Here is a 16,635-nt window from a genome sequence, read left to right as displayed (position 1 = left end):
AGATACAGAGGATTTCACAGAGCGCATAAAGTATCTCTGTTTTCTCCGTAAAACCCTCTGTATCTCTGTGTTTACCCAAAAACGACCTATGAAAACATTCTTTCTCTTTTTCTTGACCCTTAGCATTGCCTTTGCCCAATCGAAACCGCCTTACCGGTTAACGGCAACAGATAATGCGTTTTTAGACAGTCTGGAACATGACACATTCCGGTATTTCTGGGACACCACCAATCCCGAAAATGGGCTGATTCCTGACCGTGCTCCCACTCCCTCATTTGCCAGCATTGCCGCTGTGGGCTTCGGCCTGACATCATACCTGGTGGGTGTCGAACGCGGCTATATCACCCGTGCACAGGCTGCCGAACGAACACTAAAAACACTTCGTTTTTTTGCAAAAGCTCCACAATCCGACAAAGCAACGGGCGTAACAGGCTATAAAGGCTTTTTCTACCATTTTCTGGATATGAAAACTGGAGAGCGTTTCAAGCAGGTCGAATTGTCCACCATTGATACAGCCCTCTTGTTGGGCGGCATTTTAAGCAGTCAAACCTATTTCGACAAGAATACACCCGTTGAAATCGAGATCCGTCAATTGGCCGAACAGATTTATGGACGCGTAGACTGGACCTGGATTCAGGCGCGCCCACCGTTTGTATCAATGGGGTGGCATCCCGAAAAAGGCTTCATTCAGGCTGACTGGAAAGGCTATAACGAAGCCATGTTGCTTTACGTGCTGGCGTTGGGGTCGCCTACGCACCCGGTTGGCAACGATGTATGGACCGCCTGGACTAAAAGCTACAATTGGGCCAACTTCCAAGGGCAAGCCCACGTAAATTTCGACCCTTTGTTTGGCCACCAGTACTCTCACGTCTGGATTGATTTCCGGGGTATTAAGGATAAATACATGCAAACGAAAGGGATCGATTATGCCGAAAACTCCCGTCGGGCCACCTACGCCAACCGCGCTTATTGTATAGCCAATCCAGCCAGGTGGCAAGACTACGGCCCGACCATCTGGGGCCTGACCGCCTGCGATGGTCCAAAAGATACGACCGTATCTGGCCGAAATTTCTTCTCCTATCGAGCGCGGGGAGCTGCTATTCAGCAAATTGTCGATGATGGCACTATTGCGCCTACGGCGGCCGGAGGTTCGGTCGCCTTCGCTCCTGAAATTTGTCTGCCTGCCCTTAAAGCGATGAAAACAAAGTATGGTAGTAAGCTATATGGTCAATATGGTTTTCGAGATGCCTTCAATCCAACCTATCGCTATCCATCGGCCTACGCGAATGGGTCTACAGCTAAAGGATGGTTTGACATAGATTACCTTGGCATCGACCAGGGTCCGATTTTGTTAATGGCCGAAAACGCCCGAACAAACTTCGTCTGGAACCTGATGAAGCGTAACCCACACATTCGTAAAGGATTGCAACGCGCTGGGTTTACGGGTGGTTGGTTGAACTAGAAACGTTTTTGTCATGCTGACGATAGGAAGCATCTTAAGGTCTCCTACCGAAGATGCTTCCTATTGTCAGCATGACAAAAACGTTTCTAGTTCAACCGCGTCTTATTCCTCAACACAATCAACGGCAAATGCGTATCCCAGGTTGGTTTCAAACCTTCCTGAATGATAAATGTCTTCGAGAAGTTGCCGAGCACTACATCTGCATCGCCATCCTGATCGACGTCGTTTACATCCATGCAAATCCAACGCCCGTAGGCACTAACTGGCATGGCATGCGGACGAAATTGTAACGGCTTTTGCTGGTCAAAAATCAGACAACTTTCAGACGGATTATTCTTAAAATCAGCGAAGAAAGCAATCGTTGCAATATCCAAATCGCCATCCTGATCGAAATCAGTAGCGACGGCTTTGGTACAGCCATTGATAGGGTAGAAATAAGCCTGCTTATAATGAAAATCACCCTGGTTGATGTAAATATATACACCGTGATAGGGCTTCAGGACTTTCGAATAATCGCTGTTATCACCACAGGTGTACAAAATATCCAGACGACCATCTTTGTTAAAATCGACCAACTGGAAACTGGTTGACCCATACACCGACGGGAACCGAAGCAGATTTCGTTCGGTGAATCCCCCTTTTTTGTCATTTAGAAACAGCCAGACACCCTCGTCGGCATGAGCAAATAAAACCATCAGATCGGGCCAGCCATCGGCATTAAAATCCCTGACCACCGCCTGACTGGCTCCGGGCACTTCCTTAATTGGCAGTTTCGTAAACTGGTGATTCGGCTGCTGCTTCAGCCAATACAGACCACCTTTCAAATGCCCAAATCCGCAAACCAGCCAGTCGGTCAACCCATCTTTGTTAAAATCGGCGGGTATCGATTGGAGCGGTCGGGGCAAATCCGTAGCAACCGTTAATGAATCAACACCCTTCCGGCCAGACAGTTCGAGGGTAATCAGTTCCCCTTTCGAGATGTCGGCGGCCCGCATCGTACCTAACGTAGTGAACAGCCCGCGTTCGTTGCCGGTTGCATCGCGAAAAAATCGCGCATCGACAGTTGCGGAATGAAGCTGTTTAAACAACGTCGGTTTTAGATGCCGGTCCCAACGGGTTAAGTCGCTTCGAAACGCATCACTTGAGTACAACTGGTGCCCGATGGTATCCATAGCCACCAGCGTTGTCATAGCCGTTTGCGACGTATCGACTTGTGGTTTTTCTACCGAAAACACAGCCCAGTCGCTCACAACGGCTTCAGGCTTATCAATAGGTTTCAGTACGTTGGGAGCAAGCGCTTGATAATAGGCCATTAACTTCTCCCAATTGTTGTGCGAAATAGCCGCTTTTGGTCCGACGTAATACAGATTTCCAGGATAGACCTCCAGACCCAGGTTTGGCGCCATTGCGGGTAGAACATGCTTTACCCAGGTTCCTTTATCCAGCAAATCGGGCGATGGCAACGCATGGCATGAGGCACAATGCCTTTCTGCCAACCGTTTTCCTTCTGCTAGTAAAGGGTCATTTAGGGCTGCATCATTACCGGATTGGCAACTACCGACGATTATGCCAATGGCCGCAACGGGCAGAAACCAGCTATAATATTGAGAAAGAGATCGGTTTGTAAAGATCATTATCGCAGCAAAAATAAATTTCGCAAAAAATAGAACGCTGATTTTTATGATCAATATGATACTGTTATGATTTTAAAATCATAACAGTATCATATTGATCATAAAAATCAGCGTTCTACAGATATCTAACTACTGCCGCTCCCCTACTAAATTCAGCATAAATGCATACTCCAGGGCGATCTCTTTTAATGCCTGGAAACGCCCCGATGCACCACCATGTCCGGCTTCCATATTGGTATGAAGCAACAACTGATTGGTGTCCGTTTTCATGGCCCGAAGCTTGGCTACCCATTTGGCTGGCTCCCAGTACTGCACCTGCGAATCATGCAGTCCGGTGGTTACCAGCATATTGGGATAGGCTTTCTTCTCAACATTGTCGTAAGGCGAATACGACAGCATGTAGTCGTAATACTCCTTATTTTTCGGGTTGCCCCATTCTTCAAATTCGCCAGTTGTGAGCGGAATACTTTCGTCGAGCATCGTCGTAACTACATCCACAAAAGGTACAGCCGCAACAACACCCCGGTACAGTTGAGGTGCCTGATTAATAATTGCCCCCATGAGCAAACCACCTGCGCTACCGCCCATAGCAAAAAGCTTATCGGCACTGGTGTAGTTGTTTTTGATGAGGTACTCCGACACATCCACGAAGTCGTTAAATGTATTTTTCTTCTTGAGCATCTTACCGTCTTCGTACCATCGGCGGCCCATTTCCTGCCCACCCCGAATGTGCGCAATGGCAAAAATAAAGCCCCGATCCAGCAAACTCAGGCGCGTCGAGCTAAAGCCCGGATCGGTTGAGTAGCCATAAGAGCCATAGGAGTATTGCAGCAAGGGCGAAGAACCATCCTTCTTCGTGCCCTTCCGATACACTAATGAAACCGGCACTTTTACCCCATCGCGAGCGGTTGCATACACCCGTTCCGACACATAGTTGTTCTTATCAAAGCCCCCCAGCACTTCCTGCTGTTTCTTCAGGGTTTTCTCCTTCGTATCCATGTTATAGTCGAAGGTCGAGTTGGGAGTTGTCAGCGACGAGTAGCTATACCGTAGGATATTCGTGTTGAAATCAGGATTATAGCTAATACCAGCGACATAGGCGGGTTCGCCAAAATCGAGGTATTCATCGACCTTTGTTTTCTGATTAATAACCCGAATATTCGTCAAACCCGCTTTACGTTCACCCAGAACAAGATGGTTGGCAAACACGTCCATATTGGCCAGATACACATCAGGCCGATGGGCAATCACTTCTTTCCAGGCAGCACGATCCGTCGTTTTACCTTCCGGTACTTCCATCAGCCGAAAATTCTCCGCCTTCCAGTTGGTACGAACGTAGAACTTGTCTTTGTAATGCACAATGTCGTACTCATGACCCTTTTCGCGTGGCAAAAACACGGTAAATGCGCTGGTGGGTTTGCTGGCATCCAGTAAGAGGTATTCGGTTGAAACACCGTTATGGTCGGTGCCGATCGTGATATATTTTTTGGATTTCGAGCGCCCAAGCCCCATATAAAACTGGTTGTCTTTCTCTTCGTAGACCAGCACATCGGTCTTCGAATCGGTACCCAGTACGTGTCGATAAACCTGATAACCAAGCAGCGTTTGCGGGTCTTTTTTAATATAAAAGAGCGTCTTGTTATCTGTTGCCCAGGCAAAACTTCCACCTTCGGTATTTGGAATGGCTTCCGGGTATAGTTTACCTGTTTTCAGGTTTTTCACCCGTAACGTATAGAGTCGTCGGCTTACGGTATCCTCCGCAAAAATGGCCAGCTCATCATTATCCGACACCTCATACCCACCGAGTTGATAATAGTTATGTCCTTTCGCCATGGCATTGCCATCGAACATGATCTCCTCAGTGCCTTGCAATGAGCCTTTCTTACGGCAATAAATGGGGTATTCTCCTCCCGTAATGAAGCGGGTGTAGTAGTAATAGTCCCCTTCTTTATAAGGTACTGATTCATCCTGCTGTTTAATCCGCCCTTTCATCTCCTCAAACAGTTTGTTCTGCAAGTCCTTTACGGGAGCCAGCACCTGATCGAGGTAGGTATTTTCAGCGTTTAAGTACTTGATAACCTCTGGGTTTTCACGTTCGTTGAGGTAGTAATAATTATCGATCCGTTTATGACCGTTTGTGATCAACTCTTTCGGTTTGATAACGGCCTTGGGAGGATTTACTATTGGGGTTTGTGCCTGAGTCATGCTATGTAGCGTGAGAAAAAAAATGAATTGTAGACAAGTCCGTTTCATAAGGGGGACGTCGTTTCAGTTTGTTTCGGAAGATTGCTGTAAAAATAAGGTTTTCTTTAACCGCAAAGACGCAAAGGAAAGCGCAAAGGTGGCAAAGGGTATATTTACTTTGCCACCTTTGCGCTTTCCTTTGCGTCTTTGCGGTTGAAAAATCATGATCGAACTCGTTGTTGCCCATTATACCGAAAATCTGAACTGGTTGCGAAATCTGCCTGCTGGTTTGACAAAGACGGTCTATAGCAAAAGCCCCGATCCTGTGTCGGAACATACGGTTATTCCACTACCTAACGTTGGACGTGAGGCACATACGTATTTACATCACATTATAAACCGCTACGACTCCCTGGCCGAGTGGACTGTTTTTTGCCAGGGCAAGCCCTTCGATCATGCCTACGATTTCAAAAAAACACTGCGTGAACTGGTAACCGAACCCTTATCGTTTCAGGGAAAAGAGTTTCACTGGTTTGGTCACCTGATTGATACCGACGACAATCTGGGGCACCGGTTATTCCAGCCGTGGAGTAAAAATGACGATGGCCGTGGGCTAGATCTGGTTGGGTTTCACCGTACCTTGTTTGACAGCGATGGACCAACGCTCTACACGTTTGTGTTGGGCGCACAATTTGCTGTTCATCGCAACCTTTTGCATCAAAAACCCGTATCGTTCTATAAACGGGCACTTGAGATATCTGTTTTGTTTCCTGATGCCGCCCATTGTTTTGAACGGAGCTGGGATCGTGTTTTTGATGTAGTGGGACTCGATCCTGGCTGGCTGGCTGGACGATTAACCGTTCAACTGAAGCCAATGAGGCATCAACAGACCGATTAGACTCACTATGAAGTGAGAATTGCCTTAAACTGCTAATCAAACGGAGCCTCACTTCCCTTGATTAACAGCAATTTAAAAGCAAGTGGTCAGAGGAAAGCAAATCTAAAATGGCGTTCCGTACGTAAATTTTGTACTTTTTTTTCAATTCGTCCGAACGCTTTTATGGGTTACTGTGTCTAATCATTCGGCATCGAAAATCAGTTATCCTTTTTGTATCTTTAGCAAAGAATCCTACCACCCATCCTCTCATGGCCCGGACATTTTACGTGCCCCGATTTCGGCTCGTGCTGTTCTGTATCGGTACTGCCGGTACGCTCACTGCTTTTTACCCCGACAAACTTTCTTTCCAGAAGGCATTTACTCGTATTAACAAAGAGGTAACTGAACATAGCCGTGCGTACGAAACGCTCGCCAAAGCCTCTCAACAGGTCGGGCACCGGCTCACGGGCAGCCCCAACGGCACACGTGCGGAGGCCTATGCGTTCGACTTGCTGGCATCCTATGGTTTTAAAGAAGTTCGCTACGAGCCTTTTGAGGTAGAAGCCTGGATGCGCGATACGGTTACCCTCTCGATTGCACCCAACAAAAGCGATAATTTCCGGGATGTATCTGTAGTTTCTCTGGCGCATTCACCCGTAGAGGCACATGTACAGGGTGAGATTGTGGATGTTGGGAATGGATTGGAAGGCGACTTTGCGGCCTTGAAGGGTAAATTAAAAGGTAAAGTTGCCCTGGTCAATATTGGTTTAGCAGCACCTACCAAAGGAGCCAGAAACCTTCACCGCTCCGAAAAAACAGCACTCGCTATTCAATACGGAGCCTCTGGAGTTATCATGGTCAATCTGGTGCCGGGCAACGTACTATTGACAGGTACAGCCTCCGTAACGGGTAAACTGATTTCAGTTCCATCAGTCTGTATCTCACTCGAAAGTGGGGAGGCTATTCGATCCTGGATGCAGGAGGAACACAGCCCTCTGCTGGCTCAGATTAATATGACGAATACTAGCCGGAAAATCCGGGCTCGTAACGTAATTGCTACCCTGAAAGGCTCTAAATATCCTGACGAAAAAATCATTGTTGGTGGGCACCTGGACTCGTGGGATCTGGCCACGGGTGCCATTGACAACGGCATTGGCTCATTTGCGATCATGGATATTGCCCGCACCTTTAAAGCCTTGAAACTGAAACCAAAGCGTACCATTGAGTTCGTTTTGTTTATGGGCGAGGAACAGGGGTTACTGGGCTCGAAAGCAATGGTTGAGAACCTAAAAAAATCCGGTCAACTGGACATGGTTCGTTATATGATGAACCTGGATATGACCAACGACCCAACGGGCCTGAACGCATTTGGCCGTACGGACATGGTCCCCTTTTTGAACGCCGTTGGCGAAACCATGAAAGAGGTCGAACCTGTATTTGCCAATCAGATGCAGAATCAGGCTGGTTTGCACTCCGATCATCAGCCATTCATGCTCGAAGGTGTGCCGGTAGTTGGCATGAACGGCCATCTGGCCCGAGAGGTGCTTGATTGTTACCACGCTAACTGCGATCGCATGAATCTTGTCAACGCCGATCAACTCAAAAATACAGTCCGGTATTCAACCATGCTCTTATACGCTCTGGCTGATGCTGACGCGATTCCGACGAAACGGCAAACCGACACCCAAACCCGTGACTATCTGGTAGCCCAGGGCCTACGGACACCGCTGCAAATTGCCAACGAATGGCGATGGAAAGAGTAATTTTTTAGGGAAAGACAGATTTGGTATCGGTCTGGCAGCGATGTTTTTGTTTATTTGTACTACCATCGTGACCTAACCCAGCCATGGCCAAAAATACATTCCGTCAGCCCGAACGGGTCGCCAAACAAAAGCAACAACGGCGCAAACTCAAACTGGCATCCTGGCTCAATGATGCCATCGGCCTGGATCGGCTTTTCGGCGAAGATAACGCCTGGCCAATTCAACACATTGACCGCATTTTGTGGGTCACATTTCTACTCATCCTTTATATTGGCCTGAACCACAATGCTGAACGCCTGGTCCGGCGCATTCAACGCACCAAAAACCAGGTCGATGAACTGCGCTCTCAGTTCACCGTTTTACAAGCCGATTTTAATAAAAGCGGCAAACAATCTGAAATCAGTAAGCATGTTGTAGGTCTTGGCCTGGCTGATAGCCAAACTCCACCCCATAAAATTGTTGTCAAGTCAGATGAACATTAAACAGGACATTATACAGCGGGCAAATCACGTTTTCTACGTCGTGATTGCTCTGGCGTTCGGCGTTATGGTCCGGCTTGTTTATGTACAGTATTTGCAAACGTTTAAAGGCAAGTTCTGGCGTGAGCGCGTACAGGAAACACTCATCCGGCGCGACACGATCCCGGCTATGCGTGGAAACATCTACGCAAACGATGGAAGCCTACTGGCAACGTCGCTACCCACTTACGTGGTTGGCCTCGACCCAACCATGGCCAAGCCCGAATACTTTACAAAAAAAATAGATTCGCTGGCCCTCTTGCTCTCCCGAATTTACCGGGACCGTTCGGCCAACGATTATAAAGACGATATCATCAATGCCCGTATCCACAAACGTCGGTATGTACTGTTGAATCGTCGGCGGGTAACGTTTAAGGAGCGGCAGGAGATGCTAAAATGGCCGTTTTTTCGATCCTCTCCCAAAGTTGCGGCAAGAGGTGGCGTTCTGCGTCCTTATTACGAACGGTATCATCCCTATGGTCAGATGGCCGAACGGACTATTGGCAACCTCAATGCCAAAACCAACCGGGGTCTAATTGGCCTGGAAGCCAGTTTTCAACCCGCGCTGGCGGGTAAAAACGCTGTTGGTCTGGTTGAGGTTCTATCGGGTGGTATCCGTAAGCCTGTTGAAGATGGCCCGGATATGACGCCAGAGCCGGGCATGGATCTGTACACAACGCTCGATGTTAATTATCAGGATATGGCTGAATCGGCGTTACGCTCGGCTCTGGAGAAATACAATGCGTCTAAAGGTTGTGTTATTGTCATGGAGGTAGCTACCGGCGAAATTCGGGCGATGGCTAACCTTACGAAACAGGGCAACACCTATGTCGAAAACTTCAACCATGCGCTGGCCGATCGAACGGACCCCGGCTCAACTTTCAAGCTAGCCACTATGATGGCGTTGATGGAAGAAAAAGCCATTTCGCTCGACCAGTTGGTGGCCACTGGTGGTGGCTCTGCAACCTATAATGGGCTTGGCATTCACGACGCCAGCCGGGTTGGTCATGGAACAATTACAGCCAGACAGGTATTTGAGAAATCGTCAAATGTGGGCACGCACCTGCTGATGCGCAGCTATTTTTACAAACGACCCGATCTGTATTGCCAGTACCTGCGTCAGTTTCACCTGACTAAACCAACGGGCATCCATATGAAAGGTGAGGCCGTTCCCGTTGTTCGCAACCCCGACATGAAAGGCTGGAGCAAGGTCTCGTTAACGTCAATGTCGTACGGCTACGAGATGCAGATTACCCCCTTGCAAATGCTGGCGTTTTACAATGCCGTAGCCAATAATGGTAGGTGGGTACGCCCCGTTATTGTCAAGCAGATCAAACTCGCGAATGAGATCATTGAGGACAATAAACCGTATGTAGTTCCGGAGCCGATAGCCTCACCAGCAACGATCCGGAAGGCGCAGCAACTGCTGCGCGGTGTGGTTGTTCAGGGCACTGCTAAACACATTAATAACCCCTATTACGCCATTGCCGGGAAGACAGGGACAGCCCAGAAAATTGTGAATGGGCGGTATCAGGTTGGAAAATACTACACCTCGTTCATTGGCTATTTCCCTGCCGATAATCCAAAATATAGTATGATTACGGTTGTCGATAGCCCTCAGGGAGATAATATAGATTTATTGTATGCTGGTGCTGTAGCAGCGCCCGTCTTCAAGACGGTAGCGGATCGAATTGTAGCCTACGATTATCGGATTCATTCCCCAATACGGGCTCGCACATCGCAGCCACGCTCAACAACAGGGATGATGGCCGGTTATGCCGACGACTTGCATACGATTAGCTCGGCACTTAATATTACCAACGAACCCGCTACCGAAGGCTGGGTTGAATCAACATCCGGTGGACGCTGGAAATCGCGGCCAACTCGCCCTGATCAAGTGCCTGACGTACGAGGATTAACCCTTCGTGATGCCCTGTTCCTGCTTGAAAACCGTGGTTTCCGGGTATCTGTTGAAGGTAGGGGAAAGGTGAAAGAGCAATCCGTTTCGCCAGGAATGGAGACGGCGAAAACGGCAGGCAAAGCTATAACACTGCGGCTAGGGTAGCAGTTGTTTACTTTCAATGAAAGGACTTTTCGATCAAATTAGGTAGTCCCACGCGCAAGCCGTTTTTTTGCAGACGCCAAACGAACGTGCTGTTCGTTATATCCGTATGCAACTCAAAGACCTCTTCTATAAAACTCCTCTGCTGGCTACATCCGGCAGCATGACTACTGAGATTACAAATCTGACGATGGACTCGCGTAAAGTGGGTCCAAGCAGTTTGTTTATAGCCATTCGTGGCACCCTTACTGATGGCCATAGCTTTATTGAAACGGCCATTCGCCAGGGAGCAGCCGCTATCTTATGCGAAGAGCTGCCCGCTGAGATTAACTCCTCTGTGGCCTATGTACAGGTGCAGGACTCGGCCCGGACAATGGGATTAGCAGCTGCTAATTTTTACGATCATCCCTCCCAAAAGCTCAAACTAGTTGGTGTAACAGGGACCAATGGCAAGACATCCGTTGCAACCCTACTCTTCCGACTGTTTCGCGGCTTAGGCTATCGGTGTGGGTTGTTATCTACGGTTCAGAACCAGATTGATGATGAAGTAATTCCGGCAACACATACCACACCCGACGCCATCACCACCAATCAGCTACTGACAAAAATGCGTACCCATGGCTGTACGCATGTATTTATGGAAGTTAGTTCACATGCGGTTGTGCAGGAACGTATTGCAGGCCTGACGTTTGCCGGTGGTATTTTTACGAACATCACCCACGATCACCTCGATTTTCACGGGACTTTCGATAACTACATCCGGGCAAAAAAAGGATTCTTCGACCAGCTTCCGTCATCCGCCTTTGCCTTAACGAACGTTGACGATAAACGGGGTCTGGTGATGCTTCAGAATACCGCTGCACGCAAAGAAACCTACTCATTACAAACACTGGCTACGTTTAAAGGTAAACTCCTGGCCGATAGTCTGTTTGGACTGCACATGCTGGTCGATGCGCGCGAGGTATGGTTTAAACTTATTGGCCGTTTTAATGCCTATAATCTGTTAAGCGTGTATGGAGCGGCCGTTTTGTTAGGTGAGGAGCCAACTGATGTATTAACCTTACTATCTGGCATTACTCCACCGCGGGGTCGATTTGAACAGGTTGTTTCAGACAACAAAATTGTGGGAATTGTCGATTATGCCCACACGCCTGATGCGCTGCAAAACGTATTGGAAACCATCAACGGTCTGCGCCAGACAGACGAACAGGGTCGCCTGCCGCAAATCATTACGATTGTTGGCTGTGGGGGAAATCGTGATGCAGCCAAACGGCCTATTATGGCCGGTATTGCGTGTAAATTCAGTACCCGCGTCATCTTGACTTCAGACAATCCGCGCAACGAAGACCCGATAGCCATTTTAGAGCAAATGCAAGCTGGTGTTCCCCCCGTTGATGTAAAGAAAACGCAAACAATTGAGGATCGGCACGAAGCAATACGTCAAGCGGTTTCAATTGCGTATCCGCACGATATTATTCTGGTTGCTGGTAAAGGCCACGAAACCTATCAGGAAATCAAAGGCATCAAATACGACTTTGATGATAAGGCCGTGTTACAGGAGGCTTTTGCAGAACGCGGAAATCAGTAACTTTGGCCTGGAATTTAATTGTGAATGAGCGAATGAGTGATTGACCGGGCCGCCGGAGCGGTGAATAGCTATCGCATGTTTTATTCACTTAATCATTCATTCGCTCATTCTATCATTCGTCCTTATGCTCTATTACCTCTTCCAGTTTCTTGACGAACGCTACAACTTCCCTGGTGCGGGGGTTTTTCAATATATCTCATTTCGTGCACTGGGTGCAGTTATAACCTCTCTGCTAATTGCAGCTATTTTTGGTCGGCGTATTATCGATATACTCCGCAATCTGCAAATTGGCGAATCTATTCGTGATCTTGGCCTGGAAGGTCAAATGCAAAAGCGGGGCACGCCAACCATGGGTGGCTTTATTATTCTGGCCTCTCTCCTGATTCCAGCCCTGCTCTTTGCCAAGCTCTCCAATGTGTATGTGGTACTAGCTCTCGTTTCTACCGTCTGGACCGGGATGATTGGCTTCCTGGACGACTACATTAAAGTTTTCAAGAAGAATAAAGAAGGGTTGCAAGGTAAATTTAAGGTTGTTGGCCAGGTTGGCTTAGGGCTCATTGTCGGTCTTACCTTATCGTTTAATGAGTACGTTAAAATTCGCCGATATGCCCCGCGGTTGCTTAGTACATCGACTGTACCGGATATCTATACCGATATTAAATCTACACTGACGACTGTACCATTCGTTAAAAACAACGAGTTCGATTATAGCTCACTTCTCTTTGGCTTTTTGCCAGACAGTTACACCTGGATTGTGTATGTGCTGATCTGTATTTTCATCATCACAGCAGTTTCCAACGGGGCAAATATTACAGATGGTATTGACGGGCTGGCAGCTGGAACTTCAGTAATTATTGGCTTAACGATCGGTGTATTAGCTTATTTATCTGGCAATAAGGTTTTCTCGCAGTACCTGAATATCATGTACATCCCAAATGCGGGTGAGTTAGTAATCTTCTGTGCTGCTTTTGTAGGTGCCTGCGTCGGCTTTTTATGGTATAATTCTTATCCTGCTCAGGTATTTATGGGCGACACAGGTAGCCTGATGCTGGGTGGTGTTATTGCGGTTTTGTTTCTAGCCATCCGAAAGGAATTGATGATTCCAATTATCTGCGGCATTTTCCTGGTCGAACTCGTATCGGTAATTATGCAGGTCAGCTACTTTAAGTATACGAAGCGTAAGTATGGGGAGGGCAGGCGAATCTTCCTGATGTCGCCCTTGCATCACCATTTTCAGAAGAAAGGCTATCACGAAGCAAAACTCGTAACACGCTTTTGGATTGTGGGTATTATGCTCGCTGTTCTGGCATTGGTAACGCTTAAGTTGCGATAAGCGCCCTTTACATCTTATCTCCCAGTTTCTTATCAATTTGTTGTACACGAAGCCATAAAGCCTGTCTGTAGCTACAGACAGGCTTTATGGCTTCGTGTACGTTCTTACATACACAATTCTCTCCCCAAACCATATTTAAAATTGGTTATACTAGCAAAAAAACACATAAAGACTCTATTTTAATTAAATAATATACATAATTTTACCCAAAAATTATGTATTCGTTTATGAATAAGTTCGTACCACTACTATTATTCCTGCATTCACTAACAAGTGTTGCCCAAGTAGCCACCTACACCTTCACAAACGCAGACCCAGGTAATCAAACATCTAAAGCGGTAACGTCTACCAACGCTAACATTACAGCTTCTGATATTACACGAGGTACAGGCCTAACTCCTGTAACAGCAACCGGTAGCATCAATTCCAGTGGTTGGACTAGTAGTGCACAGGATTTGAATGATTATTACGAATTTACCCTAACGCCTGTTACAGGTCATCAATTAAACTTAGCCAGTATAAACCTAACTGAGCGTAGATCTGGCACTGGCCCGACTAATTATCTAATTGCCTATAGTATTGGAGGAGGTACAGAGGTTAGTATATCAACAGGCCCATTATCCGGTACTATAGATGCAGCAATCAATGTAAGTTTTACCGTCAATACCGTACAACCTATTCGGTTCAGACTCTACGCATGGGGAGCTAGTAATGCAGCAGGAACCCTCAGGCTGGATCAATCACTAACTGTTAGCGGGGTTGCTCCACTTCCTGTCAAACTCATATCATTTACAGGCGAGTCAACGACGAATGCTGTCCAATTGAATTGGGCTACATCCTGGGAGGAAAAAAATGAAGGATTCGATGTACTGAAAGGTAGGTCAGCTACACGATTGGAGAAAATTGGCTTTGTTCCGAGCCATACTTCCACCCAGGAATTATTGGCCTATTCTTTTACGGATAACGATGTTCAGGATGGGCAAGTATATTATTATCAACTCAGGCAAAAAGATATGGGTGGTAGCTCAGCGCTATCTACTATTATTGGCGTACGAGTAGGCGCTGCCTCAGAAGAAACCAAAGCCTTGGCCTATCCTAATCCGACCTGGGGCAACTTTATGCTTTCTACCCAGGAAAAGGAGATAGCCGCTATTCATCTTTATAATTCTGCTGGCATCGAAATTCCTATTACGATCAACAAGACTCAGGCGCCTGCTCAACTTTCCATAGATGTTGTCGCCCCTACAGGTATATACCACCTGCAACTTCAAACAACCGATGGTTCGTATCAACAACCTCTAAAGATCATTATCCAATAACCTGTTTCAAACACTAGAATTTCACTTTTATGAAAATTAACCAGTATACCACCGTACTTAAATCTACCAAAAGAACCTACAAGAAACCGACGCTAATAAAGCTCGGAAACGTATCTAAACTTACCCTGAAAGGTGGTAGTGCTTTTGATGCCATGTCATCAACCAATGACTTCCAGGCATAATACATAGTAGGTATATAAAAAACATTCCACACGATTATGAAAATCTTGGCATGCATCTCACTTCTAATCTGTTATGGACAAAGCTTTGCCCAAACATCTTCCACCGAATGTGTGGTTACGCAAAGTTATACATTAACCTACCAATCGACTAGCGGTGGCAACTGTACCTTCCTTTTTACACCTACAGTAACAGTTAATCAATCGGGATCCGCAGTCAAACTGGCGCGCTATACATTCACAGCAGGGGGTACCACCGTATCTGTTTGCTATTCTGGAAATCCTGTAGCCATTGTCAATTGTAATGGCTCATTCTCGGACCTCCCTTCGGGAGCCAATCAACAATTGCCAACTGCTACGGTAGTATTACCTTGCGGTAGTGGAAGTTTGGTGCTAACTGGAAGTAAATCGGCACAAGGAACCAGTACTTGTACAACACAATCTATTTTTAACGGACCTCTTCCAGTGAAACTGCTATCATTTACGGGTATATCCAAACCTGACGGGGTGCGGTTGAATTGGTCTACTGAATCAGAAACCAACAATGAAGGTTTCGATTTACAGAAAAGTAGAAATGCCACAGCATTCGAAGGAATAGGCTTTGTAAAAGGCCAAACTACTAGCCGTCAGGTATCGACTTATGAATTTATCGATACCGATGTTCAAGTTGATCAAACCTATTACTATCGACTAAAACAGAAAGATATAGATGGATCTGTTGATTATTCACGCATTATTGCTGTTCGTTATACGCTCCAGGAGGATATAAATACCAAAATATTCCCAAACGCTAGTGCAGATGGCAGCTTTATGCTGTCCATGAAAGATGCTCAGTCAGCTGTCATCAGGCTATATACTGTTGCCGGTATTGAGATCCCTATTAATACCACCAAAACGGGGAACCCAACTATCGTGTCCGTTTCTCCCACACATCTCTTATCAAAAGGCATTTATTTGTTGCAGTTTTTCGGACTGGGACAAACTAAGCAGAAATCACTCAAAGTAATTGTAGACTAAGTAATCATTGTTCCATCGACTTGTTTAACTACCCCATTACCATTATAGGCACTTTATTACTTCTGCAGGCGTGTCAGCAACAGGATGTTTTAGAGCAACATGATAGTAACTATGCACCGGTTGAGACAGGGCGCTACTGGGTGTATGAAGTACAGGATGAGCGTTATTCCTTAAGTAACTTACCAATTTTGAGTACCTATTATGTTAAAGAAACAATTGGTGAGCTACTCTCGATAGGTCAAGGAGGAAAAACGTACAAATTGATTCGATACAAACGAAGCCGTCTGTTTGATACCTGGAAAGCAGATTCAATATGGACGGTACAACAATGGCCAGATAAGTTGATTCGTACTGAGAATAACACGGCTTATGTAAAACTCACGTTTCCAGTTACAAACAAAAATGTCTGGAATCAAAATGAGTTTAATGTCATGCCTATCTCTACTTACCGCTACAACCAGATTGGAAAACCTTATGGTAATTACGCCAATACGATTCAGGTTAGCAGCACACAAAACGACTCGACAGCCATTTCATTAAATCGTCAGTTTGTAGTATATGGCTATCAGACAGGGCTAATTTATAAGGAAGCCACTGCACTGGCTTATTGTCAAAGTTCCCCCAGTTGCATTGGGACAGGGCAAATTGAATTTGGTTACCGCCAGAAATGGGTTTTACGTGAAGCAGGCAAAGAGTAAC

Annotated in this window: 13 protein-coding genes; 11 read left to right on the top strand and 2 right to left on the bottom strand. The window is 46.6% G+C overall.

The window, feature by feature from the left end; all coding sequences use genetic code 11:
* Positions 1 to 88 precede the first annotated feature (88 nt).
* Positions 89 to 1,462: a glucoamylase family protein gene (locus tag EXU85_RS03295; RefSeq protein WP_142770702.1), complete on the top strand. Its 1,374-nt coding sequence runs from the start codon at positions 89 to 91 to the stop codon at positions 1,460 to 1,462.
* 86 nt (positions 1,463 to 1,548) lie between these two features.
* On the opposite strand, the gene EXU85_RS03290 is transcribed toward EXU85_RS03295, so the two are convergent.
* Positions 1,549 to 3,096, bottom strand: a complete 1,548-nt coding sequence (locus EXU85_RS03290) for a VCBS repeat-containing protein (protein ID WP_142770701.1) — start codon at positions 3,094 to 3,096, stop codon at positions 1,549 to 1,551.
* Positions 3,097 to 3,225: 129 nt separating this feature from the next.
* The gene (locus tag EXU85_RS03285) at positions 3,226 to 5,301 is read right to left on the bottom strand and encodes a S9 family peptidase (RefSeq protein WP_246859414.1); all 2,076 of its coding nucleotides are present in this window, start codon (positions 5,299 to 5,301) and stop codon (positions 3,226 to 3,228) included.
* A gap of 202 nt (positions 5,302 to 5,503) precedes the next feature.
* Here EXU85_RS03285 and EXU85_RS03280 point away from each other — a divergent pair, with 202 nt between their 5' ends.
* The 10 genes from EXU85_RS03280 (at position 5,504) to EXU85_RS03235 (ending at position 16,634) form a co-directional block, all read left to right on the top strand.
* Positions 5,504 to 6,178, top strand: a complete 675-nt coding sequence (locus EXU85_RS03280; protein ID WP_142770699.1) for a DUF3431 domain-containing protein — start codon at positions 5,504 to 5,506, stop codon at positions 6,176 to 6,178.
* A 248-nt stretch (positions 6,179 to 6,426) separates the two neighbouring features.
* Positions 6,427 to 7,920 (top strand): M20/M25/M40 family metallo-hydrolase, encoded by a 1,494-nt coding sequence (locus tag EXU85_RS03275; protein WP_142770698.1) that lies wholly within the window; start codon positions 6,427 to 6,429, stop codon positions 7,918 to 7,920.
* 83 nt (positions 7,921 to 8,003) lie between these two features.
* A complete protein-coding gene (locus EXU85_RS03270; protein WP_142770697.1) occupies positions 8,004 to 8,402 on the top strand; it encodes an FtsL-like putative cell division protein in 399 nt (132 codons plus the stop codon).
* Positions 8,392 to 10,503 carry a penicillin-binding protein gene (locus EXU85_RS03265; protein WP_142770696.1) on the top strand — a complete coding sequence of 704 codons (2,112 nt, stop codon included), beginning with the start codon at positions 8,392 to 8,394 and terminating at the stop codon, positions 10,501 to 10,503. Before EXU85_RS03270 ends, EXU85_RS03265 begins: the two co-directional genes overlap by 11 nt.
* Before the next feature lie 106 nt (positions 10,504 to 10,609).
* The gene (locus tag EXU85_RS03260) at positions 10,610 to 12,088 is read left to right on the top strand and encodes a UDP-N-acetylmuramoyl-L-alanyl-D-glutamate--2,6-diaminopimelate ligase (protein WP_142770695.1); all 1,479 of its coding nucleotides are present in this window, start codon (positions 10,610 to 10,612) and stop codon (positions 12,086 to 12,088) included.
* A 124-nt stretch (positions 12,089 to 12,212) separates the two neighbouring features.
* Entirely contained in the window at positions 12,213 to 13,421 is a 1,209-nt protein-coding gene (mraY, locus tag EXU85_RS03255) for a phospho-N-acetylmuramoyl-pentapeptide-transferase (protein WP_142770694.1), read from the top strand.
* Positions 13,422 to 13,648: 227 nt separating this feature from the next.
* Entirely contained in the window at positions 13,649 to 14,740 is a 1,092-nt protein-coding gene (locus tag EXU85_RS03250; RefSeq protein WP_168207729.1) for a T9SS type A sorting domain-containing protein, read from the top strand.
* Between the two features lie 29 nt (positions 14,741 to 14,769).
* Complete coding sequence (locus EXU85_RS03245) at positions 14,770 to 14,922, top strand: lasso RiPP family leader peptide-containing protein (protein WP_142770692.1); 153 nt, start codon at positions 14,770 to 14,772, stop codon at positions 14,920 to 14,922.
* Between the two features lie 36 nt (positions 14,923 to 14,958).
* Positions 14,959 to 15,936: a T9SS type A sorting domain-containing protein gene (locus EXU85_RS03240; protein WP_142770691.1), complete on the top strand. Its 978-nt coding sequence runs from the start codon at positions 14,959 to 14,961 to the stop codon at positions 15,934 to 15,936.
* Positions 15,937 to 15,956: 20 nt separating this feature from the next.
* Entirely contained in the window at positions 15,957 to 16,634 is a 678-nt protein-coding gene (locus EXU85_RS03235) for a hypothetical protein (protein WP_142770690.1), read from the top strand.
* Position 16,635 lies beyond the last annotated feature (1 nt).

This window comes from Spirosoma sp. KCTC 42546 (assembly GCF_006965485.1).
In the GTDB taxonomy this organism is placed as follows: domain Bacteria; phylum Bacteroidota; class Bacteroidia; order Cytophagales; family Spirosomataceae; genus Spirosoma.
Note: the sequence above shows the minus strand (reverse complement) of the source record. Positions and strands in the feature narration are given on the sequence as shown.

Excerpts from the sequence above, each read along its gene's own strand:
- mraY (WP_142770694.1), top strand. The coding sequence starts at position 12,213 with ATGCTCTATTACCTCTTCCAGTTTCTTGACGAACGCTACAACTTCCCT.
- EXU85_RS03250 (WP_168207729.1), top strand. The coding sequence starts at position 13,649 with ATGAATAAGTTCGTACCACTACTATTATTCCTGCATTCACTAACAAGT.
- EXU85_RS03270 (WP_142770697.1), top strand. The coding sequence starts at position 8,004 with ATGGCCAAAAATACATTCCGTCAGCCCGAACGGGTCGCCAAACAAAAG.
- EXU85_RS03260 (WP_142770695.1), top strand. The coding sequence starts at position 10,610 with ATGCAACTCAAAGACCTCTTCTATAAAACTCCTCTGCTGGCTACATCC.
- EXU85_RS03295 (WP_142770702.1), top strand. The coding sequence starts at position 89 with ATGAAAACATTCTTTCTCTTTTTCTTGACCCTTAGCATTGCCTTTGCC.
- EXU85_RS03245 (WP_142770692.1), top strand. The coding sequence starts at position 14,770 with ATGAAAATTAACCAGTATACCACCGTACTTAAATCTACCAAAAGAACC.
- EXU85_RS03290 (WP_142770701.1), bottom strand. The coding sequence starts at position 3,096 with ATGATCTTTACAAACCGATCTCTTTCTCAATATTATAGCTGGTTTCTG.
- EXU85_RS03265 (WP_142770696.1), top strand. The coding sequence starts at position 8,392 with ATGAACATTAAACAGGACATTATACAGCGGGCAAATCACGTTTTCTAC.
- EXU85_RS03240 (WP_142770691.1), top strand. The coding sequence starts at position 14,959 with ATGAAAATCTTGGCATGCATCTCACTTCTAATCTGTTATGGACAAAGC.
- EXU85_RS03285 (WP_246859414.1), bottom strand. The coding sequence starts at position 5,301 with ATGACTCAGGCACAAACCCCAATAGTAAATCCTCCCAAGGCCGTTATC.
- EXU85_RS03275 (WP_142770698.1), top strand. The coding sequence starts at position 6,427 with ATGGCCCGGACATTTTACGTGCCCCGATTTCGGCTCGTGCTGTTCTGT.
- EXU85_RS03280 (WP_142770699.1), top strand. The coding sequence starts at position 5,504 with ATGATCGAACTCGTTGTTGCCCATTATACCGAAAATCTGAACTGGTTG.